This window comes from Mycobacterium parmense, from assembly GCF_010730575.1.
Taxonomy (GTDB): domain Bacteria; phylum Actinomycetota; class Actinomycetes; order Mycobacteriales; family Mycobacteriaceae; genus Mycobacterium; species Mycobacterium parmense.
Genome location: NZ_AP022614.1, coordinates 4897938 through 4921479, shown reverse-complemented (window position 1 = coordinate 4921479; position 23542 = coordinate 4897938). Strand labels below are relative to the sequence as shown.

At 66.2% G+C, this 23542-nt stretch carries 24 protein-coding genes and 1 tRNA gene; 15 read left to right on the top strand and 10 right to left on the bottom strand.

The window, feature by feature from the left end; translation table 11 throughout:
- Nucleotides 1–22: 22 nt before the first annotated feature.
- Complete coding sequence (locus G6N48_RS22715; RefSeq protein ID WP_085268372.1) at nucleotides 23–655, bottom strand: hypothetical protein; 633 nt, start codon at nucleotides 653–655, stop codon at nucleotides 23–25.
- Entirely contained in the window at nucleotides 652–1284 is a 633-nt protein-coding gene (locus G6N48_RS22710; protein WP_139825689.1) for a TetR/AcrR family transcriptional regulator, read from the bottom strand. Before G6N48_RS22710 ends, G6N48_RS22715 begins: the two co-directional genes overlap by 4 nt.
- Before the next feature lie 78 nt (nucleotides 1285–1362).
- Here G6N48_RS22710 and G6N48_RS22705 point away from each other — a divergent pair, with 78 nt between their 5' ends.
- Nucleotides 1363–2115: a hypothetical protein gene (locus G6N48_RS22705; protein WP_232066688.1), complete on the top strand. Its 753-nt coding sequence runs from the start codon at nucleotides 1363–1365 to the stop codon at nucleotides 2113–2115.
- 135 nt (nucleotides 2116–2250) lie between these two features.
- Here G6N48_RS22705 and G6N48_RS22700 read toward each other — a convergent pair whose 3' ends face one another.
- Genes G6N48_RS22700 through G6N48_RS22685 form a run of 4 tightly spaced genes read right to left on the bottom strand, consistent with a single transcriptional unit; the run spans nucleotide 2251 to nucleotide 5772 of the window.
- Nucleotides 2251–2685 (bottom strand): carboxymuconolactone decarboxylase family protein, encoded by a 435-nt coding sequence (locus G6N48_RS22700; RefSeq protein ID WP_085268370.1) that lies wholly within the window; start codon nucleotides 2683–2685, stop codon nucleotides 2251–2253.
- Nucleotides 2685–3542, bottom strand: a complete 858-nt coding sequence (locus G6N48_RS22695; protein WP_085268369.1) for an NAD(P)-dependent oxidoreductase — start codon at nucleotides 3540–3542, stop codon at nucleotides 2685–2687. Before G6N48_RS22695 ends, G6N48_RS22700 begins: the two co-directional genes overlap by 1 nt.
- Nucleotides 3539–4288 carry an SDR family oxidoreductase gene (locus G6N48_RS22690; RefSeq protein WP_085268368.1) on the bottom strand — a complete coding sequence of 250 codons (750 nt, stop codon included), beginning with the start codon at nucleotides 4286–4288 and terminating at the stop codon, nucleotides 3539–3541. The genes G6N48_RS22695 and G6N48_RS22690 overlap by 4 nt, the downstream gene beginning before the upstream one ends.
- A 17-nt stretch (nucleotides 4289–4305) precedes the next feature.
- Nucleotides 4306–5772: an aldehyde dehydrogenase gene (locus tag G6N48_RS22685; protein WP_085268367.1), complete on the bottom strand. Its 1467-nt coding sequence runs from the start codon at nucleotides 5770–5772 to the stop codon at nucleotides 4306–4308.
- 205 nt (nucleotides 5773–5977) lie between these two features.
- Between G6N48_RS22685 and G6N48_RS22680 the strand changes: the two genes are divergently transcribed.
- The 9 genes from G6N48_RS22680 to G6N48_RS22640 all read left to right on the top strand — a co-directional run bounded on the left by G6N48_RS22680 (nucleotide 5978) and on the right by G6N48_RS22640 (nucleotide 13009).
- Nucleotides 5978–6598 carry a TetR/AcrR family transcriptional regulator gene (locus G6N48_RS22680; protein ID WP_085268366.1) on the top strand — a complete coding sequence of 207 codons (621 nt, stop codon included), beginning with the start codon at nucleotides 5978–5980 and terminating at the stop codon, nucleotides 6596–6598.
- On the top strand, nucleotides 6595–7815 hold the full coding sequence (locus G6N48_RS22675; protein ID WP_085268365.1) for a cytochrome P450: 1221 nt from the start codon (nucleotides 6595–6597) through the stop codon (nucleotides 7813–7815). Before G6N48_RS22680 ends, G6N48_RS22675 begins: the two co-directional genes overlap by 4 nt.
- Nucleotides 7816–8640: an SDR family oxidoreductase gene (locus G6N48_RS22670; protein ID WP_085268364.1), complete on the top strand. Its 825-nt coding sequence runs from the start codon at nucleotides 7816–7818 to the stop codon at nucleotides 8638–8640.
- Between the two features lie 58 nt (nucleotides 8641–8698).
- On the top strand, nucleotides 8699–10051 hold the full coding sequence (locus tag G6N48_RS22665) for a cytochrome P450 (RefSeq protein ID WP_085268363.1): 1353 nt from the start codon (nucleotides 8699–8701) through the stop codon (nucleotides 10049–10051).
- 8 nt (nucleotides 10052–10059) lie between these two features.
- On the top strand, nucleotides 10060–10266 hold the full coding sequence (locus G6N48_RS22660) for a ferredoxin (protein ID WP_085268362.1): 207 nt from the start codon (nucleotides 10060–10062) through the stop codon (nucleotides 10264–10266).
- 5 nt (nucleotides 10267–10271) lie between these two features.
- The gene (locus G6N48_RS22655; RefSeq protein WP_085268361.1) at nucleotides 10272–10817 is read left to right on the top strand and encodes a nuclear transport factor 2-like protein; all 546 of its coding nucleotides are present in this window, start codon (nucleotides 10272–10274) and stop codon (nucleotides 10815–10817) included.
- A 184-nt stretch (nucleotides 10818–11001) separates the two neighbouring features.
- A complete protein-coding gene (locus G6N48_RS22650; RefSeq protein ID WP_085268360.1) occupies nucleotides 11002–12129 on the top strand; it encodes an NDMA-dependent alcohol dehydrogenase in 1128 nt (375 codons plus the stop codon).
- A gap of 12 nt (nucleotides 12130–12141) precedes the next feature.
- Nucleotides 12142–12567, top strand: a complete 426-nt coding sequence (locus G6N48_RS22645; protein WP_085268359.1) for a ketosteroid isomerase family protein — start codon at nucleotides 12142–12144, stop codon at nucleotides 12565–12567.
- A gap of 37 nt (nucleotides 12568–12604) precedes the next feature.
- Nucleotides 12605–13009 carry an HIT family protein gene (locus tag G6N48_RS22640; RefSeq protein WP_085268358.1) on the top strand — a complete coding sequence of 135 codons (405 nt, stop codon included), beginning with the start codon at nucleotides 12605–12607 and terminating at the stop codon, nucleotides 13007–13009.
- Here G6N48_RS22640 and G6N48_RS22635 read toward each other — a convergent pair.
- Both G6N48_RS22635 and phoP read right to left on the bottom strand, forming a co-directional pair.
- Nucleotides 12997–14457 carry a sensor histidine kinase gene (locus tag G6N48_RS22635; RefSeq protein WP_372511219.1) on the bottom strand — a complete coding sequence of 487 codons (1461 nt, stop codon included), beginning with the start codon at nucleotides 14455–14457 and terminating at the stop codon, nucleotides 12997–12999. The two genes, G6N48_RS22640 and G6N48_RS22635, sit on opposite strands and share 13 nt — an antisense overlap.
- A 42-nt stretch (nucleotides 14458–14499) precedes the next feature.
- The gene (gene phoP, locus G6N48_RS22630) at nucleotides 14500–15219 is read right to left on the bottom strand and encodes a two-component system response regulator PhoP (protein ID WP_085268356.1); all 720 of its coding nucleotides are present in this window, start codon (nucleotides 15217–15219) and stop codon (nucleotides 14500–14502) included.
- Nucleotides 15220–15371: 152 nt separating this feature from the next.
- Here phoP and G6N48_RS22625 point away from each other — a divergent pair, with 152 nt between their 5' ends.
- Together G6N48_RS22625 and G6N48_RS22620 are read left to right on the top strand one after the other, a co-directional pair.
- Nucleotides 15372–16097 carry a hypothetical protein gene (locus G6N48_RS22625; protein WP_085268355.1) on the top strand — a complete coding sequence of 242 codons (726 nt, stop codon included), beginning with the start codon at nucleotides 15372–15374 and terminating at the stop codon, nucleotides 16095–16097.
- Between the two features lie 27 nt (nucleotides 16098–16124).
- Nucleotides 16125–16199, top strand: a tRNA-Thr gene (locus tag G6N48_RS22620).
- On the opposite strand, the gene G6N48_RS22615 is transcribed toward G6N48_RS22620, so the two are convergent.
- On the bottom strand, nucleotides 16173–18734 hold the full coding sequence (locus tag G6N48_RS22615) for an excinuclease ABC subunit UvrA (protein ID WP_085268354.1): 2562 nt from the start codon (nucleotides 18732–18734) through the stop codon (nucleotides 16173–16175). The two genes, G6N48_RS22620 and G6N48_RS22615, sit on opposite strands and share 27 nt — an antisense overlap.
- A 261-nt stretch (nucleotides 18735–18995) precedes the next feature.
- Here G6N48_RS22615 and G6N48_RS22610 point away from each other — a divergent pair, with 261 nt between their 5' ends.
- Nucleotides 18996–19565, top strand: coding sequence for a DsbA family protein (locus G6N48_RS22610; protein WP_139825687.1), 570 nt, complete (start codon nucleotides 18996–18998; stop codon nucleotides 19563–19565).
- Between the two features lie 120 nt (nucleotides 19566–19685).
- On the opposite strand, the gene G6N48_RS22605 is transcribed toward G6N48_RS22610, so the two are convergent.
- Entirely contained in the window at nucleotides 19686–20426 is a 741-nt protein-coding gene (locus G6N48_RS22605) for a TetR/AcrR family transcriptional regulator (RefSeq protein WP_161494190.1), read from the bottom strand.
- A 660-nt stretch (nucleotides 20427–21086) separates the two neighbouring features.
- On the opposite strand from G6N48_RS22605, the gene G6N48_RS22600 reads away from it, so the two are divergent.
- Together G6N48_RS22600 and G6N48_RS22595 are read left to right on the top strand one after the other, a co-directional pair.
- Nucleotides 21087–22640, top strand: a complete 1554-nt coding sequence (locus G6N48_RS22600; protein ID WP_085268351.1) for a UbiD family decarboxylase — start codon at nucleotides 21087–21089, stop codon at nucleotides 22638–22640.
- A gap of 49 nt (nucleotides 22641–22689) precedes the next feature.
- Nucleotides 22690–23364, top strand: a complete 675-nt coding sequence (locus tag G6N48_RS22595) for a UbiX family flavin prenyltransferase (RefSeq protein WP_085268350.1) — start codon at nucleotides 22690–22692, stop codon at nucleotides 23362–23364.
- The last annotated feature ends 178 nt before the right edge of the window (nucleotides 23365–23542 follow it).

The window sequence follows — 23542 nt, the reverse complement described above, 5'->3', positions numbered from 1 at the left end:
GCGGCGCCTGCGGGCTCTCGGGTCAGCCGGTGGCGAGCATGGCCAGCTGGGCGAGCGCCGCGGCCAGGGCGAGGATCAGGAAAACCGAGCCTCTCGGGCCGATATAGGCGCGCAGGAAGGGCTGGGTCGGGAAGGAGAACGTCTCGGCCAGCGCCACACGCTTGTATTCGTGTGCGGCCTCGAAGGCGGGATCGAGGACGACCTTGAGCATGTCGCGGCGCGACCGGTAGCGCACGAAACCGACCATGCTCCAGCCCGGATCAGGCCCCACCATCCACGAATCGAGGTATCCGCCGACTTTCCGCGCCACCAGCGCCGGATGACCTCCGCGTCGCATCAACAGCGGCATGAACGAATTGGTACAGGCCTTCATCATCTCGCGCGCCGGAACCTGCGCCCCGGTGTCGGGATGGGTGACCATGGCGTCGGGCACCCGCACCAGGTTGACCATCACGAACTCCCGCCCATCGTCGTCCTCGAGGAATTGCCGCACGATCGAAAGGTCGTTGACTCCATCGCCACCCAGCGCTTCGGCCCGGCTCACCAGGTTATCGATCTCCTCGCGCGTCACTCTGCCGCGCAGATTGTCGTAGAACAGTCGAAACCCGATGTATAGCGCCAACGCCACCAGCCATACCCACCATCCGGTAATCACAGGGCATCCGTCTCACCGAGTTCAGCTTGCCGCGGCGGCGGCGGGCACCCGGTGAGCAACGCCCGCAGGCCCGACCGCCACGATCGGGCGATCTGGCGGGCTGATCGGGCATGGGTTCTGGTCATCAGGTCGAACGATTCCGGGGAAGTCAGTGAATCCACCAGGGACACCAGGTCGGCCGCATCGGTCGTTGTCCGCTCCGCGATTTCGGGCCGGAAGCAGTCGCGGGTCTGCGCCGCGAGCGCGGCGCGGTTGTACGCGACCGCTTCCACCATCCTTTCGGAGTCCAGCGCCCGCATCCGGGCGAGCATCAACAGCGGCCCTGCCTGGCTGTACAGCCGGACGCGATGACGCACGAAGAACCCGATCCGAGAGTCGACGTCCGCACCCGGTGCCGGCCTGGCGGCAACGAAATGCGAATAGCGGGAGCGGAACCGGTCGAGTGCCTGACCCTGCAGGTCGGCCAGCCCGTCGAAATTGCGAAACACCGAGGACACCGACACGCCGGCCCGATCGGCGACATCCTGGGCCGACGGTTGGGTCTTGCCCTCCAGGATCAGCCCGAAGGCGGCGTCGACCACAGCTTCTCGACCGCGCTCGCGACGCGCCCGCCGTCCGTCGGTGCTCACCCCACGAGCGTAGGACGCGCTGCCATCTATTGCTAGTGGGACTCGCAATACATTGGCGATGGTGGTTTACTTGCCGGCATGGCATCCCCGCGCAGGCGCTACGGCAGGGTCGCGGCCGGAATCGTCGGCCTCGGCCTGATCACCGCGGCGTGCCGTTCCGCGCCGGTCAGCGCGCCGACCACTGCCACCCCGACGACTGCCGCGGCCTCGGCCTCACCGGTTGTGGCCACGGGCCTGGTCGGCAAGCGCTACTGCGAGGTCCTGTTGATCCAGCTGGACGCCGCGGGGCTGGCCGCCGACGTCTACAACTCCTACGGACTCAACGACTGCCCGCAGCAGGCATGGTCTTCGCTTGATGCATCGCAGATCGCCAGGGACAACGACGCATTGACCGCCGTCCTCAACGGCCCCCGGTATTGGCTGATGGACTCGATCACGAAGGACGATGTTTCGAGCGAGACCAAGACCTTCGGCGGCATCGCCATGCGCAAGGAGGCCACCGTCGAGGTCGGCGATCCGATGACGGCGAAGCGGCCCTACACCCCGCACACGGTGGATCGGCGGACGGTGTTCACCTTCAACGCCGGACGCCAGATCTATGAACTGGTGGAGCCGGGCGGGACGCGCTGGGTCATGCAGACCTGGAGCCAGCAGAAGGACCACGCACTCTCGCAGGCCGATCTCGCGGCGCTGGGATCGCGGCTGAAGTTGCCGGCCGGATGGACCTACGCGGTGACCACCCTGTCCGCCCCCCTGCAGGTGATCAGCACGTCGACCAGCGCCCAGGTCCTGCAGGACGACCTCGGCAACAGCTACTCCAAGCGGTCGTAGGGGCATCGGCCATTCGGCTCAAGGCCGGATCGCCGATGCTTGCAGCATCGAGGCCCCGGCGATGACGATTGAAACCAATGTGACACAAGGGTTTATCGGGTCGGGCGGGATCGGCGAACAATTAAGAACGCCCCGTTACCGGTCTCCCCCGGAGTGCATCTTCAGCGCGGCCTCGACGTTGGCCTTCTTGTCCTCGCCGGCGTTCTTGGCCGCCGCCTTCCTGCGCTTGGCCACGACGGCGTCGACGGCGCCGTTGAGCGCCGACCCCAGGGGGAACCCGAGGTAGTGGGTGAGGAAGACGGCCATCTCCTTCAACTCGGTCTCGGTGAGTTCCCCGTTGAGAAGCGCGGCGTTGATCTGGATCTCGGCCAGGTCGCGGTTGCCGACCGCCGTGACCGCCGTCAGCGTCATGATGCGCTTGTCGCGCATCGACAGCCCCGGCCGGCTCCAGATGGTGCCGAACAGGTGGTCGACCGTCAGATCGAAGTAGGGGTCGCCTTCGGTGTTGGGCATCTCCCAGCCGTAGACTTCGTTCATCTTCTCGAGGCCCTTGCGGCGCAGCTCGTCCATCACGCCTCTTTCTCTGTGTGTGGTACCCCCAGGCCGGGCGCCAGTCGCTCCAACGCCAGCCTGGCCAACGGCAGATCGACCGATAACGCCTCACCCAAACCTAGCGCCAGGCTCAGGTCCTTCTCGCCCAGACCACGGGTATGTATAAACGGCTGATACAGGAAGTGTTCTGGCTGAAGGTCGTTCATGTCGTCACGCACCATGATCGCCCCGGGCCCGCCGGTGAGCGTGTCGGTGTGACGCACCACCCGGCCCAGCGCCTGCAGGTCGAGCCCGGCCGCCTCGGCCAGTTTCATCGCCTCGCATGCCGCCACGTAAGAGGTGAAGGTCAACATGTTTCGGGCCAGCTTCATTCGCGTCCCGGCGCCCGGCTCACCCGCGTGGATGACCACCGACGCCCAGTGTTTGAACGCCGGCTTGATCTTCTCGTACACCTCGCGCTCGGCTCCCACCATGGTGGCCAGCTCGCCCTTCGCGGCGGCCCCGGCGCCGCCGCTGACCGGCGCGTCGATGACGTGAATGTCCTGCGGCTTCAAGTCTCGCGCAAGCTGTTCGGCCGTAGTGTCGTTGATGGTGGAGTGGATCGCGATGATGGTGCCGGGTTTGGCGTGCGCCGCCAGTTCGCCGACGACTTCACGCACCTGAGTGTCGTCGAGAACCGTGACGTGGATGAGGTCGGCGGCGGCAACGTCGGCGACGCTGTCGGCCAGGCCGGCGCCCTTTTCGGCCAGCGGCGTCATCGCCTCCGTGCGAATGTCGTAAACCGTTATCCCGCCTGGCCATTCGGTCATCTTAGTGGCCATCGGCGCACCCATGTTGCCCAGACCGATGTACCCGAGGCGTAGGTCCTGACTCATGAGCGGAAGATCTGTCCGCCGTCGACATTGAAGATCTGCCCGGTGATCCACGACGCCTCGTCGGACAGCAGGAACAGACACATCCCGACCAGGTCTTCGGGAGTTCCCATGCGCGACAGCGGAAGACCCTTGACTATGTCGGCGACCATCTCTGCCGGCGTGGTGGTGCGGTTGGCCTCGGTGTCGATGGGCCCGGGCGCGATCGCGTTGATCCGGATGTTCTGACCGCCCAACTCCCGCGAAAGCTGTTGGGTGAGGCCGTTGATGCCGACCTTGGCCAGGCCGTAGAAGTTCGAGTACAACCACGCGGCGGTGGACGACTGGTTGATGATCGCACCGCCGCCGCGCTTGGCCATCTTCTTGTACACCGCGCGGGTACACCACAGCGCGCCGTCGAGGTTGACGCTCATGAACTTCCGGTAATACTCCGGGTCGATGGTGAGCAGGAAATCCAACTTCATCCCCCCGAAGATCGCGGCGTTGTTCACCAGGTAGTCGATGCCACCGAACTCCGCCAGCGCGCGGTCGGCCATCGCCTTCGCCGACGCCGGGTCGGACACGTCGACCGGAACGGCAAGCGCCGTGCCGCCGTCGGCGACGATCTGCTTGGCGACCCCCTCGGCCGCCTCGGCCTTGATGTCGGCCACGACGACGGCGGCGCCCTCACGGGCCAGCGCCTCGGCGTACGCCTGCCCGATGCCGCCCCCGGACCCGGTGACGATGGCGACCTTGTTCTCAAACCTCATGCTCGAAGCTCCTCTGGCTAAACCGCTGTCGCGATGGTCTTGGTCTCCAGGTACTCCTCGAAACCGGCCAGGCCCATCTCGCGGCCGTTTCCGGACTGCTTGTAACCGCCGAACGGCGCATCGGCCGAATACCAGACGCCACCGTTGACGTTGATCGTGCCCGCACGGACCCGCGCGGCCACCCGCGCCGCCCGCTCCGGGTCGGCACCGAACACCGTGCCCGACAACCCGTACGGCGAGTCGTTGGCGATGCGCACGGCGTCGTCGTCACCATCGTGCGGGATCACCGTCAGGACCGGGCCGAAGATCTCCTCGCGGGCGCAGCGGGCATCGTTGCCCAGCCCCGCGATCACCGTGGGCTCGATGAAGAAACCGACGTCGCGGTCGGCCGGGCGGCCGCCCCCGCACGCGAACGTTCCCCCCTCGGCGACGGCCGAGTCGAGGTAGCCCTGGATCCGATCGCGCTGACGCGCGGAGATGACGGGGCCGCAGATGGTTCCGGGATCGGCGGGGTCACCGGCCTTGATGCCGCCCACCGTCGCGGCGGCGATGGAGACGGCCTCGTCGTACCGCGCCCGCGGCACCACCAGCCGGGTGGTGATGGCGCACCCCTGCCCGGCGTGCATGCACACCGAGAATCCCGCCATGCCGACCGCGCCGCCCAAGTCGGCGTCGTCGAGGACGATGAACGCCGACTTGCCCCCCAGCTCGAGGAAGACCTTCTTGATGGTCGCGGCGCCGTCGGCCATCACGCTGCGGCCGGTGGCGGTCGACCCGGTGAACGAAATCATGTCCACCCGAGGGTCTTTGGCGAGCAGCGCGCCCACGCTGTGGTCGCTGGACGTGACGATGTTGATCACGCCGGGCGGAAAGTCGGTGTGCTCGGCGATGAGTTCCCCCAGCACGGCGGCGCACCACGGGGTGTCGGGGGCGGGCTTGAGGACGACGGTGTTTCCGGCGGCCAGTGCCGGTCCGATCTTGGCGAGGTTGATCTGGTGCGGGAAGTTCCACGGTGTGATGGCGCCGACGACACCGACGGCCTCGCGGGCGATGGTGCGCCGGGTAGGGATCCCCATGGGCGACGCTTGGCCGAGATCCTGGTTGTATTCGTAGGATTCGGCGGTGTCGGCCGCGAACGCCAGGTCGTTGACAGGGACCTCGAGCTGCGCGATCGCGGTGAGCATCCGCGGCGCGCCGACTTCGGCGATGGTCAGGTCGCGCAGCTCTTCGAGATGCTGTCGCATCGCCTCGCGCAGCTGACGCACGCAGCGGACCCGCAGCGCGGTGTCGCGCGACCAGTCCGTGTCGTCGAAGGCCCGGCGCGCGGCGTCGATCGCGCGGCCCATGTCCTCGGCGTCGGCGTCGGCGGCGACTCCCAGCACCTCCTCGGTCGCCGGGTTGACCGTCGGGAAGGTGCCGGCGTTGCCGGTCGACATCTTGCCGTCGATGAAGAGCTCACTCACGCCGTCGGCCAGCAAGGCCATTTCCCGCTCCCTCGCGTCGCTTGCTTACCAGAAAGTTCAATGGACAGTTGTCCGATATCGACCTTCCGAACCATAGTCTTCGCGCCCTCCAAGGTGCAAGAGCCGATCCCCAGATTACGCCCGAAGTTCGCTTGTTGGCCCTGTTGAACTGCTTATTTGCCTGTCGGTCTTGCCACTTCGCGACCCGATCCGATAGCTTGGACATGTGTCCAGCGAAGCACTGGTTGCGCCCGCGCCCGGGGGCAAGTCTCAGACCGGACAGGTGCCGCGCAACCGGCGCCAGGAGGAGACCTTCCGCAAGGTGCTGGCCGCCGGCATGGAGACCTTGCGGGAGAAGTCGTACGCCGACCTGACGGTGCGCGCGGTGGCGGCGCGCGCCAAGGTTGCCCCTGCCACCGCCTACACCTACTTCTCGTCGAAGAACCACCTCATTGCCGAGGTCTACCTCGACCTGGTTCGTCAGGTGCCCTACTTCACCGACGTCAACGAACCCATGCCGACGCGGGTGGACCAGGCCCTGCGACACCTGGCCCTGGTGGTCGCCGACGAGCCGGAGGTCGCGGCAGCGTGCACGACGGCGCTGCTGTCCGGCGGCGCGGACCCGGCGGTGCGAACCGCGCGCGACCGCATCGGCGCCGAGATCCACCGGCGCATCGTCTCGGCGCTCGGCCCCGACGCCGATCCCCGGATCGTGTCCGTTCTGGAGATGACGTTCTTCGGCGCGCTGGTCAACGCGGCGAGCGGCGCCTACACCTATCACCAGATCGCCGACCACCTCGGTTACGCCGTCGGCCTCATCCTGCAGCCGCCCGAAGGAACCCGATGACCCTGAAGACCGGAGAGCCGCTCCTGGATCCGTACGACTACGCCTTCCACGAGGATCCGTACCCCTACTACAAGCGGCTGCGCGACGAAGCGCCGCTCTACCGCAACGAGGAATTGTCCTTCTGGGCGTTGTCTCGGCACCGCGACGTGCTGCAGGGCTTCCGCAACAGCACGACGCTGTCCAACAAGTACGGCGTCTCACTGGATCCGGCGTCACGCGGCCCGCACGCCAGCAAGACGATGAGCTTCCTCGCGATGGACGATCCCGCCCATCTGCGACTGCGCACCCTGGTGTCCAAGGGCTTCACCCCGCGCCGTATCCGCGAACTGGAACCGCGGGTCACCGAGATCGCCGTCAAGCATATCGACACCATGCTCGAGAAGGCCGGCTCACAATCGTCCGAAACCGTCGACTATGTCGACGAATTCGCCGGCAAACTGCCCATGGACGTGATCTCCGAGCTCATGGGCGTCCCCGAGCCGGACCGCGTGCAGGTGCGGGCCTGGGCCGACGGCGTGATGCACCGAGACGAGGGCGTCACCGACGTGCCGCCCGAGGCCGTCGAGGCCTCCATCAATCTGATCGTCTACTACCAGCAGATGGTGGCCGAGCGGCGCACCAGGCCCACCGACGACCTGACCACCGCGCTTCTGCAAGCCGAGATCGACGGCGACCGCCTCACCGACGACGAGGTGCTCGGCTTCATGTTCCTAATGGTGATCGCCGGAAACGAGACCACCACGAAACTCCTTGCCAATGCCGCGTTCTGGGGCCACAAGAATCCCGGTCAGCTGGCGCCCGTGTACGACGATGCCGCGCTCGTGCCGCTGTGGGTCGAGGAGACGCTGCGCTATGACACCTCCAGCCAGATCCTGGCGCGCACGGTGTCCGGCGAACTCACCCTCTACGACACCACCATTCCGGACGGCGACGTGGTGCTGCTGCTGCCCGGTTCGGGTCACCGGGACGAGCGGGTGTTCGACAATCCCGACGACTACGTGATCGGGCGCGAAATCGGGCCCAAGCTGCTGAGTTTCGGTAGCGGCGCGCACTTCTGCCTGGGCGCGCATCTGGCGCGGATGGAAGCCCGGGTCGCGCTAACCGAGTTGTTCAAGCGAATCCGCGGATACGAGGTGGACGAGGCCAACGCCGTCCGCGTCCACTCGAGCAATGTCCGCGGATTCGCTCACCTACCCATGAGCGTGGAGGTCCGCTGAATGCCCCGCTTCGACCCCCTGCCCGAACGGCGCCCGGCGATCGTGGCCGGCGCCTCCTCCGGCATCGGGGAGGCCACCGCCATCGAACTCGCCGCGCACGGCTTCCCGGTCGCGCTGGGCGCCCGCCGGGTGGAGAAGCTCAACGACATCGTCGGCAAGATCAACGCCGAAGGCGGCGAGGCGGTCGGATTCCACCTGGACGTCACCGACCCGAATTCGGTCAAATCGTTTGTCGGACAAGCTATCGAAGCGCTGGGCGACATCGAGGTGCTGGTAGCCGGCGCAGGCGACACCTACTTCGGCAAGCTCGCCGAGATCGCAGGCGACGAATTCGACTCCCAGCTGCAGATCCACCTGGTCGGCGCGTTCAGGTTAGCCTCAACCGTCCTTCCGGGCATGCTGGAGCGGCGGCGCGGCGATCTGATCTTCGTCGGCTCCGATGTGGCCCTGCGTCAGCGGCCGCACATGGGCGCCTACGGCGCGGCCAAGGCCGCGCTGGTCGCGATGGTCACCAACTTCCAGATGGAGCTCGAGGGCACCGGGGTGCGCGCCTCGATCGTGCACCCCGGGCCGACGAAGACCTCGATGGGCTGGAGCCTGCCGGCCGAGAAGATCGGCCCCGCACTCGAAGACTGGGCCAAGTGGGGCCAGGCCCGACACGACTACTTCCTGCGGGCGGCGGATTTGGCGCGCGCCATCACGTTCGTCGCCGAGACCCCGCGCGGTGGCTTCATCGCGAACATGGAGCTGCAGCCCGAGGCCCCGTTGGCCGACAAGAAAGATCGCCAGAAGCTCGCCCTGGGAGAAGAGGGATTGCCGTCATGACTTCTTCGCGAATCGTCGATTCGGCGCGGGGTACTCGCGCCGAGGAGGAGTGCGCACAATGACCACCGCCATCGTGCCGCGGGTTTCCGGCGGCGAAGAAGAGCACGGCCACCTCGAGGAGTTCCGCACCGACCCCATCGGTTTGATGAGGCGCGTGCGCGAGGAATGCGGCGACGTCGGGTGGTTTCAACTGGTCGACAAACACGTCATCCTGCTGTCGGGCGCGCAGGCCAACGAGTTCTTCTTCCGTTCCGCCGACGAGGATCTGGACCAGGCCGAGGCGTACCCCTTCATGACGCCGATCTTCGGCAAGGGCGTGGTGTTCGACGCCAGTCCCGAGCGGCGCAAGGAGATGCTGCACAACTCGGCGCTGCGGGGCGAGCAGATGAAGGGCCACGCCGCCACCATCGAGGGCGAAGTCAACAAGATGATCGCCGGCTGGGGTGACGAGGGCGAGATCGAACTGCTCGACTTCTTCGCCGAGCTGACCATTTACACGTCGACGGCCTGCCTGATCGGGCTGAAGTTCCGCGAGCAGCTCGACCACCGGTTCGCCGAGTACTACCACATGCTGGAGCGGGGTACCGACCCGCTGTGCTACGTCGACCCCTACCTGCCGATCGAGAGCTTCCGGTTGCGCGATGAGGCGCGCGTGAAACTGGTTGCGCTGGTGCAGGAGATCATGGACCAGCGGCTGGCCAACCCGCCGAAGGACAAGGCCGACCGCGACATGCTCGACGTGCTGGTCTCGATCAAGGACGAGCAGGGCGACCCGCGCTTTTCCGCCGACGAGGTCACCGGGATGTTCATCTCGCTGATGTTCGCGGGGCACCACACCAGTTCCGGCACCTCGGCGTGGACCCTGATCGAGCTGATCCGCCACACCGATGTCTACGCCGAGGTGCTGGCCGAGCTCGACGAGCTCTACGCCGACGGCCAGGAGGTGAGTTTCCACGCGCTGCGCTCGATTCCGAAGCTGGACAACGTCGTCAAGGAGACCCTGCGCCTGCACCCGCCGCTGATCATCCTGATGCGGGTCGCCCAGGGCGAGTTCGAGGTGGAGGGCTTCCCGATCCACAAGGGCGACTTCGTGGCGGCCTCCCCGGCGATCTCGAACCGGATTCCCGAGGACTTCCCCGACCCCGACGCGTTCAACCCCGACCGCTACAACAAGCCCATGCAGGCCGACATCGTCAACCGGTGGACCTGGATCCCGTTCGGCGCGGGCCGGCACCGCTGCGTGGGCGCGGCCTTCGCGCAGATGCAGATCAAGGCGATCTTCTCTGTCCTGTTGCGCGAGTACGAATTCGAGATGGCACAGCCCGCCGACAGCTACCACAACGACCACTCGAAGATGGTCGTCCAGCTGGCCCGGCCGGCCAAGGTGCGCTACCGCAAACGTCAGAAGTAGGTCACCCCATGGGATTTCGGATAGAAGCCGATCTTGACCTGTGTCAAGGTCATGCCATGTGCGAGTTGGAGGCGCCCGATTACTTCCGGGTGCCCAAGCGGGGCAAGGTCGAGATCGTCGACGCCGAACCGCCCGAGGACGCCCGCGATGAAGTCGAGCGCGCGGTCGAAATGTGCCCAACGCATGCACTATTCATCCAAGAGAGAGAAGAATAACGACAATGGCGTCACACTCACGCGAAGAACTCGAAGCCTGGGTCGACCGCTGGCTGCGGGTCAACAAGGACTGCGAAAAGGCCGGTGACTGGCGGCCGCTGGCGGATTTCTACGCCGACGACGCCACTTACGGATGGAACATCGGCCCCAAGGAGGATGTGATGTGCGTCGGCGTCGACGAGATCCGCGACGTCGCCCTCGGCCTGGAGATGGAGGGCCTGGAGAACTGGGTCTACGAGTATCAGAAGGTGCTCATCGACGAGAAGCAGGGCGAGATCGTCGGCTTCTGGAAGCAGATCGTCAACAAGTCCGACGGCACCCGGGACGAGATCTACGGCATCGGCGGCAGCTGGTTCCGCCTCAACGGCGATCAGCTCATCGAGTGGCAGCGGGACTTCTTCGACTTCGGTCACGTCGCGTACATGTTCGGCAAGCTCATCGAGTCCGGCGATCTGAGCGCCGGAATGCAGAAGCGGATCGAGCGCAGCATCGCCGGCGAGAAGCTGCCCGGCTACTACCCGCTCGGCCAGGCGCCGGTCCCGATCTGGTGAGCAGCCGACAATGGCGGCCCGCAGCGCCCTCGCGTGCGATCGCGGCACCACCAACCAAGCATTTGATTAGTTGCACGCGCTATGCTGTCGCAACGGACGTGCCCTGTGGCACTCGTCACCACGCTGCCCGGTTCGACAGGGCCGGGCAGTCTCAATTCAAAGGCGAAATGGGGTCAGGACCATCGTGAAGACAAAAGGCGCACTGATCTGGGAGTTCAACCAGCCCTGGTCGATCGAGGAAATCGAGATCGGCGACCCGCAGGCGCACGAGGTCAAGATCCAGATGGAAGCGGCGGGCATGTGCCACTCCGACCATCACCTGGTCACCGGCGGCATCCCGATGGCGGGCTTCCCCGTGCTCGGCGGCCACGAGGGCGCGGGCATCGTCACCGAGGTCGGCCCGGGCGTCGAGGACATCGCCCCGGGTGACCACGTCGTGCTCTCGTTCATCCCCTCCTGTGGGCAGTGCCCGACCTGCCAGGCGGGCATGCGCAACCTGTGCGACCTGGGCGCCGGGCTGCTCGGCGGTGCCGCCGTCTCCGACGGCACGTTCCGCATCCAGGCCCGCGGCCAGAACGTCTTCCCCATGACGCTGCTGGGGACCTTCTCGCCGTACATGGTGGTGCACCGCAGTTCGGTGGTGAAGATCGACCCGTCGATCCCGTTCGAGGTCGCCGCCCTGGTCGGTTGCGGCGTGACCACCGGCTACGGTTCGGCGGTCCGCACCGCCGACATCCGGCCGGGCCAGGACGTCGCCATCGTCGGCGTCGGCGGGGTCGGCATGGCCGCCCTGCAGGGCGCCGCCAACGCCGGCGCCCGCTACATCTTCGCGATCGACCCGGTGGAGTGGAAGCGCGACCAGGCGCTGAAATTCGGCGCCACACATGTCTATCCGGACATCAACGCCGCGCTGATGGGGATCATGGAGGTCACCTACGGCCTGATGGCGCACAAGGTCGTGGTCACCGTCGGCGAGTTGCAGGGCGCCGACATCGACAACTACCTGAACATCACCCAGAAGGGCGGCACCTGCGTGCTGACCGCCATCGGCAGCCTGCTCGACACCAACGTGACGCTGAACCTGGCGATGCTGACCCTGATGCAGAAGAACTTGCAGGGCACCATCTTCGGGGGCGGCAACCCGCAGTACGACATCCCGCAGCTGCTGTCGATGTACAAGGCCGGCAAACTGAACCTGGACGACATGGTCACCACCCAGTACCGCCTCGAGCAGATCAACGAGGGCTACCAGGACATGCTCGACGGTAAGAACATCCGCGGCGTCGTCCGCTTCACGGACGCCGATCGTTAAGCGCTGAGACCGATGACCCAAACCGAGGAAACCAAGGCGTCGCCGGCGCTGGCCGCGTCGCAGTCGTCGTGGCAGTGCGTGCAGGCCCACGATCGCGAGGGCTGGCTGGCACTGATGGCCGAGGACGTCGTGATCGAGGACCCGATCGGCAAATCGGTGACCAACCCCGACGGCACTGGTGTCCGGGGCAAAGAGGCCGTCGGCGCGTTCTTCGACACCAACATCGCCGCCAACCGGCTGACCATCACCTGCGAGGAGACGTTCCCGTCGAGCTCACCCCACGAGATCGCCCACATCCTGGTGCTCGACAGCAGGTTCGACGGCGGGCTGACCAGCTCGGTGCGCGGGGTGTTCACCTACAAGGTCGACGACGCGGGCCTGATCACCAACATGCGCGGGTACTGGAACCTCGACAGGATGACCTTCGGTCAGGAGTGACGCGAGGGCGGCCGAACGCCGAACATATGCTGGGCTCATGGCTTCGATCTTCACCAAGATCATCAACCGTGAACTCCCCGGCCGCTTCGTCTACGAGGACGACGACGTCGTCGCGTTCCTGACGATCGAGCCGATGACGCAAGGGCACACGCTGGTGGTCCCGCGCGCCGAGATCGACAATTGGCAGGACGTCGATGGCGAGGCTTTCGCCCGCGTGATGTCGGTGAGCCAGCTGATCGGCAAGGCGGTGTGCAAGGCGTTCCGCACCGAGCGGTCCGGCATGATCATCGCCGGGCTCGAGGTGCCGCACCTGCACGTCCACGTCTTCCCCACCCGCAGCCTCAGCGACTTCGGGTTCGCCAACGTCGACCGCAACCCGTCGCCGAAATCGCTCGACGAGGCCCAGGAAAAAATCAAGGCGGCGCTGACTCAGCTGGCGTGAACCGGCTCCGGCGCCGGCATGTCGCTCACCCGCGGCAGCGACACGCGGAAGCGACAACCTTCCCCGGGCGCGGTCTGCACGCCGACGGTACCGCCGTGCGCGCGCACCAGTGAGTCGACGATCGACAGCCCCAGCCCCGTGCCGCCGCTGGCACGCGCCCGTGACGAGTCCGTGCGATAGAACCGCTCGAACACCCGTGACGCGTCTTGCTCGTTCATCCCGGGGCCCTTGTCGGTGACCTCGAGCACCGCGTCGTCGCCCTCGGTGCCGACCCGGACCACGACGGCGGCGCTTTCCGGCGTGTGCTGCAGGGCGTTGGCGACGAGGTTGCTCATCACCTGCCGGATCCGCGGCTCGTCGCCCAGTACCTCCGGGATGCCGGGGCCGTCGAAAACCTCCATCGTGATGGAGCGCTGGGGGGCCATCGCCTGCGCGTCGTGCACGGCGTCGCTGGCCAAGGCCAGCAGATCGACACGATTGTGTTCCAGGGGCCGCTGGACGTCCAGCCGGGCCAGCAGCAACAGGTCGTCGACCAGGAAGCCCATCCGGCTGGCCTCGCTTTCGATCCGCGACAACAGCATCGCCACGTCGCGGGCGGCGCCCTGCCGATAGAGCTCGGCGAAGCCGCGGATGGTGGTCAGCGGGGTGCGCAATTCGTGACTGGCGTCGGTGATGAACCGTCGCATCCGGTCCTCGGAGCTGCGGGCCTTCTCGGCCGAGGACTCCGAGGAGGCGACGGCCTGCTGGATCTGGGCGAGCATGCCGTTGAGCGCGAGTGAAAGCCGGCCGACCTCGGTTCGCGGATCGCGTTCCGGAACCCGGCGGTCCAGCTGACCGCCCGCGATCGCCGCCGCGGTCTGCTCCACTTCGGCCAGCGGGCGAAGGCTGCGGTGCACCACGACGAAGCTGGCGATACCGACCACGGCCAGCACCGCGACACCGATGCCGATCTGCAGCCAGACGAGCGAACTGACCGTGTGCTGGACGTCGGAGAGGTCGATCGCGACGGTGGTCAGACCGTGCGGGCCCCGCACCGACACCGCGCGCCATTGGATGTCGGAGCCGTTGACCGACGGCAGGGTGGTCGGAGTGGGCCCGACGTCGTTGTCCGGCGGCAGCGCCGGCTCGGCATTGCGGTCGTTGATGGCGGTGAAGGGCGTGCCGTCGCTCCCGATGCCGCGGACGTAGAACTTCGACGGCGGCCGCCCGGGATCGGGACTTTCGTAGGGCGGCGGCGACTGACGCCGCGGCGCCTGCGCCCAGCCGCGCGATGCGTCGACCAGCGTCGCATCGATCCTGCTCACCAGGCTGTGTCGCAGGATCGACGTGACCGCGAGACCGGAGACGGCCAGGCCGCAGGCGACCAGGATGAGGGTGGCGGCCACGAGACCCAACCGGAGCGGCACTCCGCGCGGGTATGGCCTGTCGCCACGCAAAACCCTGGGCAATTTAGCTGTCACCACTGCTCCATCGTCGGGGCCGCAGAGTGCTCATCGCGGTTCGCGGAGCACATAACCCACCCCGCGCAACGTGTGCAGCAGCCGCTTCTCCCCGGTGTCGATCTTGCGACGAAGATACGACACATAGGACTCCACGACATTGACGTCGCCGCCGAAGTCGTATCGCCAGACGTGGTCGAGGATCTTCGGTTTGCTGAGCACGGTGCCCGCGTTGATCACAAAATAGCGCAGCAGCGTGAACTCGGTGGGCGACAACGACACCGGCTCGCCGGCCTTCCAGACCTCGTGGGTCTCTTCGTCGAGCTCGATGTCGGCGAAGGTCAGCCGGGCGTTGCGCGGCTCCGCCCCACCCTTGCCGGCGCGCCGCAGGATGACGCGCAGCCGGGCGACGACCTCCTCGAGGCTGAACGGCTTGGTCACGTAATCGTCGCCGCCGAGGGTGAGGCCGGCGATCTTGTCCTGCAGCGAATCACGGGCGGTCAGGAACAGGGCCGGCGCGTCGATGCCGTCGGCACGCAGCCTCCGCAGCACCCCGAAGCCGTCCATACCGGGCATCATCACGTCGAGGATGACGGCGTCCGGGCGGGCGTCGCGGGCGCGGTCCAGAGCTTGGGCCCCGTTGGTCGCGGTATAGACCTCGAACCCCTGGAACTTGAGGCTCACGGAAAGCAGCTCGACAATGTTGGCTTCGTCGTCGACCACGAGGACGCGTGCCTCGGGCTGTGTTTCACTGGGTGTGGCCGCTGTCATGAGTCGTATCCTTGGTTGAATATTACCTTGGCAGTCATTGTGTGTTTCCTGAGAGCTCAGTGCGAACAATCTGCTAACAGTCTGCCAGCCATCATCGCACCGGCTTGGACATACACCGCTTTACGGGCGCGCGTCGCGAATAGACTCGAGGAATGAACCTCGCCAAACGGGTCGTGTCGGCCGCGACCGCCCCCGCACGGGCCGGGCTGGCCGTCGCCGACGCGAGCCTGACCGTCGCAACCGCCGCGGTCGGCGTGGCGAAAAAAGCGCTGGGCGAGGGCGGCGGCACCGGAACCAACCCCATGGCTTCCATGTGGGGGATCGACGACGCGATCCTGCGCGCCAACCGGCTGGCAAGGCTTCTCGACGACGACGCGCCATTGGGGCGTGCGGTGGCGCCCGACGGGCCAATCGACCGGCTGCTGCGGCCGGGTGGGGTGGTCGACCTGCTCACCTCGGAAGGCGGCCTGCTCGACCGGCTGACGGCGGAGGGCGGCGGGCTGCACCGCACGCTGCAGCCCGGCGGGCTGGCCGATCAGCTGCTCGCCGAGGACGGGTTGATCGAGCGGGTGCTGGCCGAGGACGGCCTGGCCGCCCGGCTGCTCTCGGAGGGCGGGCTGGTGGACAAGCTGACCGCCAAGAACGGGCCGCTGGACCAGCTGGCCGACGTCGCCGACACCCTGGCCCGCCTGACGCCCGGAATGGAGGCGCTCGAGCCGGCCATCGCCACGCTGCAGGACGCCGTGGTCGCGCTGACCATGGTGGTCAACCCGCTGAGCAACATCGCCGACCGCATCCCGCTGCCCGGCCGTCGCCCCGGACGCCGCCCCACGTCACGACCCGTGCGCTCTCAGCGCGTCATCGAAGCCGACGACTGACCCGTTAGGCTTGGTGCCGGTTATCCGGCCTCCTTAGCTCAGTGGTAGAGCACTCGCCTTGTAAGCGAGCGGTCGTCAGTTCAATCCTGACAGGGGGCTCCAAGACGGTGCCATCCGTTTCGCCAAATACGGCGCCGTCCGGCTGTGTTTCGCACGTGCAACCTCATCCGGCGCGCCCGCCGCAACAACCCGACCGCCGTCGCTGCCGGCTCCCGGCCCAAGGTCGATCACCCAGTCCGCACCCGCGACCATCCGCATGTCATGTTCGGCCACCACGACGGTATTGCCCGCGTCGACCAGGCGGTGCAGTTGGCGATCGAGCAGATCCACATCGGCGGGATGAAGCCCGGTCGTCGGCTCGTCGAGGACGTAGAGGGTATGCCCTCGGCGGGGTCTCTGGAGTTCGGAGGCGAGCTTGATCCGCTGCGCCTCACCACCTGAAAGCTCAGTCGCCGGCTGCCCGAGACGCAGATATCCCAGTCCGACCTCTCGCAACGTGATCAGGCTCCGGGCCGCCTTCGTAACGTCGGCAAGAAGGTCCGAGGCCTCATCGACGGTCATCGCCAGCACGTCGGCGATCGTGCGGTCGCGGTACCGCACCTCGAGTGTCTCCGCGGAGTAGCGCGCTCCTCGACACGTCGGGCATGTGGCGTATGTGCCCGGCAGAAACAGCAATTCGACCGAGACGAAACCCTCCCCCCGACAGGTTGGGCAGCGGCCTTCGGCCACGTTGAACGAAAACCGGCCCGCTGTCCAACCGCGGCGACGCGCCTCGGAAGTGGCGGCGAATTCCTGGCGCACGGCGTCGAACAAGCCGGTGTACGTCGCCAGTGTCGAGCGCGGCGTGCGTCCGATCGGGCGCTGGTCGACGGATACCAGCCGATGGATCTCCTCGACACCTTCTGCCGTCACGCCGACGCTCGCGTCGTGATCGAGATCGACGACCTCGGTGTCAGTTTCGTCGTCGTCAGACGCGGTCGGCTCGGCTGCCCGTCCGGTGCCCAGATGGCGGTTCACGACGTCGCCGAGGACCTTGACGACGAGCGTCGACTTGCCCGAGCCGGACACTCCGGTGACAGCGGTGTACACGCCAAGTGGCAGATCCACGTCGAGGTCCCGCAAATTGTGGAAGCAGATCCCGCGCAACCGCAGCTGCCCGGACCGCGTGCGGGGATGACGAGGCGTCGGACTGGCCCCTTCGAAAAGGTACCTGCGAGTGACCGATCCCTCGATGTCGGCCAGACCCGGCACCGGTCCGCTGTAGAGCACGTTTCCGCCAAGCTCTCCCGCCCCGGGTCCGACGTCGACGATCCAATCGGCACGGCGGACCACGTCCATGTCGTGCTCGACCACGAACAGCGAATTGCCCGCGCGCCGCAGGCGATCGAGCACGTCGAGTAGCGGTTCGGCGTCCGCGGGGTGCAGTCCGGCCGACGGCTCATCGAGCACGTAAAGCACGCCGAACAAGCCGGCGCGCAATTGGGTGGCCAGCCGCAACCGCTGCAATTCGCCGGGTGACACCGTCGGAGTGCGGCGACTCAGCGTGAGGTAGCCGAGGCCGAGGTCGACCAGTACCTGAAGGCGTGCGACGAGGTCGGCGGCGATCATCGTCGCCACTTCCGTCAACTCACCTGATTCCGTTGACTCGTACGCGGCGGCGGCGTCGGCCCGAGAAGCCGTCGGGCGCAACGTGTCAGCAAGGTCGGCCAACGGCATGCCCGCGTAGTCGGCGATGGTGCGCCCCGCGAATGTCACCTTCAGCGCTTCCGGTCGCAGCCCGGAACCGTCGCATCTCGGGCACTCAACGGTGTCGACGAATTGCAGGACGCGCCGGCGCATCATCGCGCTATGGGAGTTGGCCAACGTGTGGCGGACGTGGCGTTCGGCACTGGAAAACGTCCCGTTGTAGTAGTAATCGGCCTGCACGGGGTGTTGGCGCGGATCTATTTCGACCGTTGGCTGCTCATCGGTGAAAAGTATCCAATTGCGTTGCCGCTTAGGTAGTTTCCGCCACGGCCTGTCGATGTCGTACCCCAGCGTGACCAGGATGTCACGTAGGTTTTGGCCCTGCCACGCGCCGGGCCATGCGGCGACGGCGCCTTCACGAATGGTCAGCGAAGGGTCCGGTACCAGTGTCTCTTCGGTCACCCGATGGATTCGTCCCAGACCGTGGCATTCGGGGCACGCCCCAACCGCGGTGTTCGGGGAGAACGCATCGGAGTCCAGTCGTTCCGTGGCCCCCGGCGGATAGGTTCCGGCGCGGGAGAACAACATCCTCAGCAGGTTCGACAGGGTAGTGACCGTGCCGACCGTCGACCGCGAAGTCGCCGAACCGCGGCGCTGCTGCAATGCGACGGCGGGCGGAAGACCGGTAATGTCATCTACCTTCGGCGCGCCGGCCGGCAACAGCAGGCGGCGGGCGTACGGGGCGACCGATTCGAAATAGCGGCGCTGGGCCTCGGCATAGATGGTCCCGAAGGCCAACGACGACTTGCCCGATCCGGAGATCCCGGTGAACGCGACCAGCGCGTCACGCGGCGCCGCGACGTCGACACCCCGCAGATTGTGGACCCGCGTCCCGTAAACGCGCACGCAAGAGTCGGGTTCATCCCTGCGCCGGTCGGACATTCCTGTCATCGTGCTCAGACGAATACCCGTGCTGCAGCCGGGCAAGCATGCTTTTGCTGCTTGACCACAGGATCTGACGCCGCGGACACGTGCACCTGCGATGGGGCCCGATAATGGCAGGGGCGTCATGGCTTCTCGCAGGCGCGGTGAGGAGTCACGCGTCTCCGGGTTCAGCGCCGGCGATCCCGTACCGCGATGCCGAACCGACGTCGGACGGCTTGCGCCGCTGGGCCGAGGCCATGCCGGTCGGCGACGGGCATCATGGCGCCCATGGCTCAGAACCAGACACAGGAAATCCCCGTTCCGCGCGGTGCCACCGACGACAGGACCGGCGTCGCCGTCGGCACAGGCCCGGTCGACGTACACGCCTACATCGACTTCCAATGTCCCTTCTGCAGACAATTCGAGCTGGCTTCCGGCGACAGTATCGACATGCTGATTGACCGGCAGATTATCCGGTTCGTACGCCACCCGATGAACTTCTTGGACGCCGCGTCGACGACTCACTACTCGACCCGTGCTGCTGCGGCGGCCGCAGCGGCGTCGGACGCGGGACGGCTGCACGAGTACGCCCGCGCCCTATTTGAATATCAGCCGCCCGAGGGCGGTCCCGGCCTGACAGATGAAGAGCTCATCAATCTTGGGCAGATCATCGGCGTCACAGATCCCTCGTTTCCCGGTGAGATCCGGCAGGGCAGGTACATTCCCTGGCCAGGCTTTGTCACCGAGCGTGCGCTCGCGCGCGGCGTCGGCGGCACCCCCACCGTCTTCGTCCAAGGCGAACCGATTCCCGCCCGGCCGGATCTGATCGTGGCCGCGGTCGAGCGTGTGGCGGGCTGACGTCAGCCACCCGGCAGTCGCGCGCCAAGGCCAGTCGGCCAACAATGAGGTGGGACCCGACGCGCCCGTCGGCCCGCTCGGTAATCAGTGGCGCGGTGACGGTGGTGCGCAATCGACCAGCTAGCGCTTTGGCCTCTTCGGTCGTGTCGGCGCTGTCGCGGTGTCGGCAGCGGTAGGGGTGAGGACGCCCGGAATGACGAAATTGCGCAGGGTTGCCCGCCTGTCCAACTTGGCATCGTGCTGTCCCTCGGCGAGGTGATCCATCAGCAGCATCTGCGCAACCCGCACCAGCCAGTCGGCAACCGCGTCGGAGTCGAGTTGCTCGCGCACCTCGCCGTTCGCCTTCGCCGCATCGACGTAAGGTCGCAGCGTTTGTCGGATCCGATCCCGGAAGGCTGTAGATGCCGCGGCCGCGACCGTCATGGTGAGGCTTTCCGCCGAGAACAGCACGCGCAACCACCGTGATTTTTCCACGGCAGCGATCGCCCCATCGAGAGCGTCAAGCAGCCGGTTGCCGAACGGGCGGTTGCCATTCAGCGTCTGCTCGGCCCCCTCGATCACGGCGGCCGACTCGCGCAGCAGCACGAACGCCAACACGTCGTCGCGCGACCCGAAGTAGCGGTACACCGTCGTCCGGTGCACTGAGGCTTCCTTGGCGATGTCGTCGACCGTAGTGCGGCTGACGCCGTGCCGCTCATAGCACGCCTCGGCCGCATCGAGCAGGCGACTGCGAGCCTGGTCGTCATCGATCGGCGGGCGATCGCCCCACGTCCCGGAGCGGGCCGCCTTCTCAGTGACCCGGAGCCGATTAGGTGTCACTATTCGACCTCGGCTTGCGCGGCGCCGGGCAGGCAGGTCCACAGCCGCCGCTGCGCACATCGATTCGCATCTCGCTATGGATCTCCCTTCGCGGCAGTAACGCGCACAACAACAACGTAGCGAACAACGCCTTGCATCCGAAGTCTGCTGGCGCGACGCCTTAAGTTTTGATTCCCGACGCTATCGCACCGCCGCATGACTTAGTGCACGCACAGGCACCGAGGCGATGGTGCGCGGATGCCGGGCGGCCTGCTTGGACCGGCGCCTTGATCCCGGCGGGCGCACCACGACCAACGCACCCCGTCGGCCATCGCACCAATCGGGGTCTGTCATCGAAAGTTGCTCTCCAGCAGGGCGATTCGCCGCGACCGCCACGATACCCACGGGAAGATCAGTGTGTAGCAAGCCTGCGTGCCGGAGCACGAGCGCAGAGGCAGCTGCCGACACAGCATGATAATCACTGAACACGGCTCGCGATACGGGCGCGACCGGAGAGCTGAGCGCGGCAGTCTCGCGTCGGCGCGTCACCCAATCCGGGCGGTCGTCATCACAGGGCGAATGACGGCTGTCAATTTCAACCTATCGGGCGCACGCGTTAACGAGGCGGGATTGGCACAGTAATCCGGGGCTTAGTTCCGCACATGCGGTGAGACCGAGCCCGCCCGGCACCTCCGCAGCGAAGACCGCGACTCAAGGAACGCCATGACGTTGATGCGAACTGCTCCCTACCCCGCGCAGCGTGTCGACCCCGAGGCACATAAGGGCCGCCACTTCAACAGTTTCCGCGATTACGTCGCAGCGCTCAAGGACATCGGTGAAATCCAGGAGATCGACCAACCCGTCGACTGGAACCTCGAGATGGGCGCAATCATTCGTCACTGCACCGAGACAAAGGCCGCCGCTCCGTTGTTCAACAATGTGATTGGAGCCGATCCGGGTTTGCGTGCGATGGGCGCGCCCGCGGCGACGAGCCGCCAACCGGGGCACTACCTGGCGCGCCTGGCCATGATGATGGGCCACGACCCACGCGCCACCGCTCTCGAACTCGTTGAGGCCTTCGTAGAGGCGAAGACACGGCCGGTGCTGGCGCCGAATGTGGTAGCGAGAGACAAGGCGCCATGTAAGCAGAACGTCATGCTCGGCGATGATGTTGACCTCACGCGGTTTCCGGTGCCCTATATTCACGACGGCGACGGTGGCCGCTACATCCAAACGGCCGGCGTGAATATCGTGCGCTCACCGGACGGCACATGGACGAACTGGTCGGTGAACCGCTCCATGCTCGTGGACAGGAATCACCTCACCGGCCTCGTGATACCCGAGCAACACATCGGCATGGTGCACAGCATGTGGAAGCTGGAGGGTAAGCCGACGCCATGGGCCCTGGCGCTGGGCGCACCTCCAGCGGCGATGCTCGCCGCCGGCGCACCGATGCCCGCCTATGTCAACGAGTGCGACTTCGTCAGCCAGCTTACCGGTACGGCGGTCGAGCTCATCAAATGCGAAACCGTCGACATCGAGGTGCCGGCCACAGCCGAGATCGTGTTAGAGGGCTTCATCTCCGACACCGAGACCGCGATGGAAGGCCCGCTCGGCGAATACGGCGGGTACACCATGGGCGAGCCAGAGCCGTGGCCGCTGTTCACCGTGACCGCCGTAACTTACCGTGACCGCGCGATACTGCCGGTGATCGCGCCCGGTCGGCCTGTGGAAGACGTGCACACGATATGGGGTCTGGGAATCTCGGCCGAGAGCCTAGACTTGTGCCGCAAGGCGCAGTTGCCCGTCACCGCGTGCTGGACTCCGCTGGATTCGGCGACGCATTGGATGGCGGTCACCGTCCCGGACAGCTGGCACGACGACACGGGCCTTTCCGTCGATGATTTCTTGCACCGCATCGGGCAGACCATCTTCGCGTCACACACGGGCTGGCAATTCCCCAAAATCCTGGTCATGGGCGACGACATCGACCCGACCGACCTCACCCAGGTCGTGTGGGCGTTTGCGACTCGGTGCCATCCCGGTTCGGGCGAAATCTTGTTTAATATGACCAAACTCGGGTTCTGGGTCGCCTACCTCGACTCGTCGGAGAAATACACAGGTCGTGGCGGGCAGGCACTCTACAACTGCCTGATGCACCCGCAGTCGTTTGGACGGCCCCTGCCTGAGGTCGCCTCGTTCACCACGGCTTACCCGAAGGCCTTGCAACAAAAGGTCCTGGCAAACTGGCAAAACTATGGCTACCCGCCGGAGTAGCACCGAGGCTTGATCCAATTATCGGCATTGCGCCGGTGAGGAGTCAAAGATGTTGGCAAGGAGGGATTTAACGGATTCTCCTGCGGCACAAGGTGCTCAGCAGGATTGCACGGCTGCCGGCAAGACGAAGCGCCTCATCGTCGGGATCTCCGGTGCCACCGGAATCATCTACGGTATCCGGCTTTTAGACCAGTTGCATGCCGCAGGAGTTGAAACCCACCTGGTCACCAGCCGAGCCGGCGAAATAACCAGGTCATACGAAACCCACTACACGGCAGGAGAACTGCGGGCGAAGGCCGACGTGAGCTACCCCATCGGTGATGTGGGCGCGGCCATTGCCAGCGGGTCGTTCCGAACACAGGGAATGATCATCGCCCCATGCTCGATGCGCACACTGGCCGAAATCGCCACTGGCGTTACCACCACCCTGTTAACGCGGGCGGCCGACGTTTGCCTCAAAGAGCGCCGACGCGTCGTCCTACTTGTGCGTGAAGCCCCTCTCACCACCATTCATCTGCGGAACATGCTCGCGGCAACCGAGGGCGGAGCCATCGTTTTTCCACCAGTGCCTGCATTTTACGACCGGCCGGCGACCGTCGACGACATCGTCAACCACACGATCGGGCGGGTACTGGATTTGTTCGACCTGGATACCGGCCTTGTTCATCGCTGGGGCGAACCGGCCCATGAGAAGTTGGCCCACCGAAACGGCAAACGCGTCTAGATCACAGCGTCCCGCTCCATGCGTTCGGCCCGTGATCCTCTAGCGCGGTGATCGTGAAACTCGCCCGCCGAATCCTTAATCAACACACTCAACGGCGCGACACGGGGAGGCTCGCGGACGCGCCATATTGGACCCGCAGCTGGGACCGTTTGATATCGCGGTGGGCGCACCTGTGGCC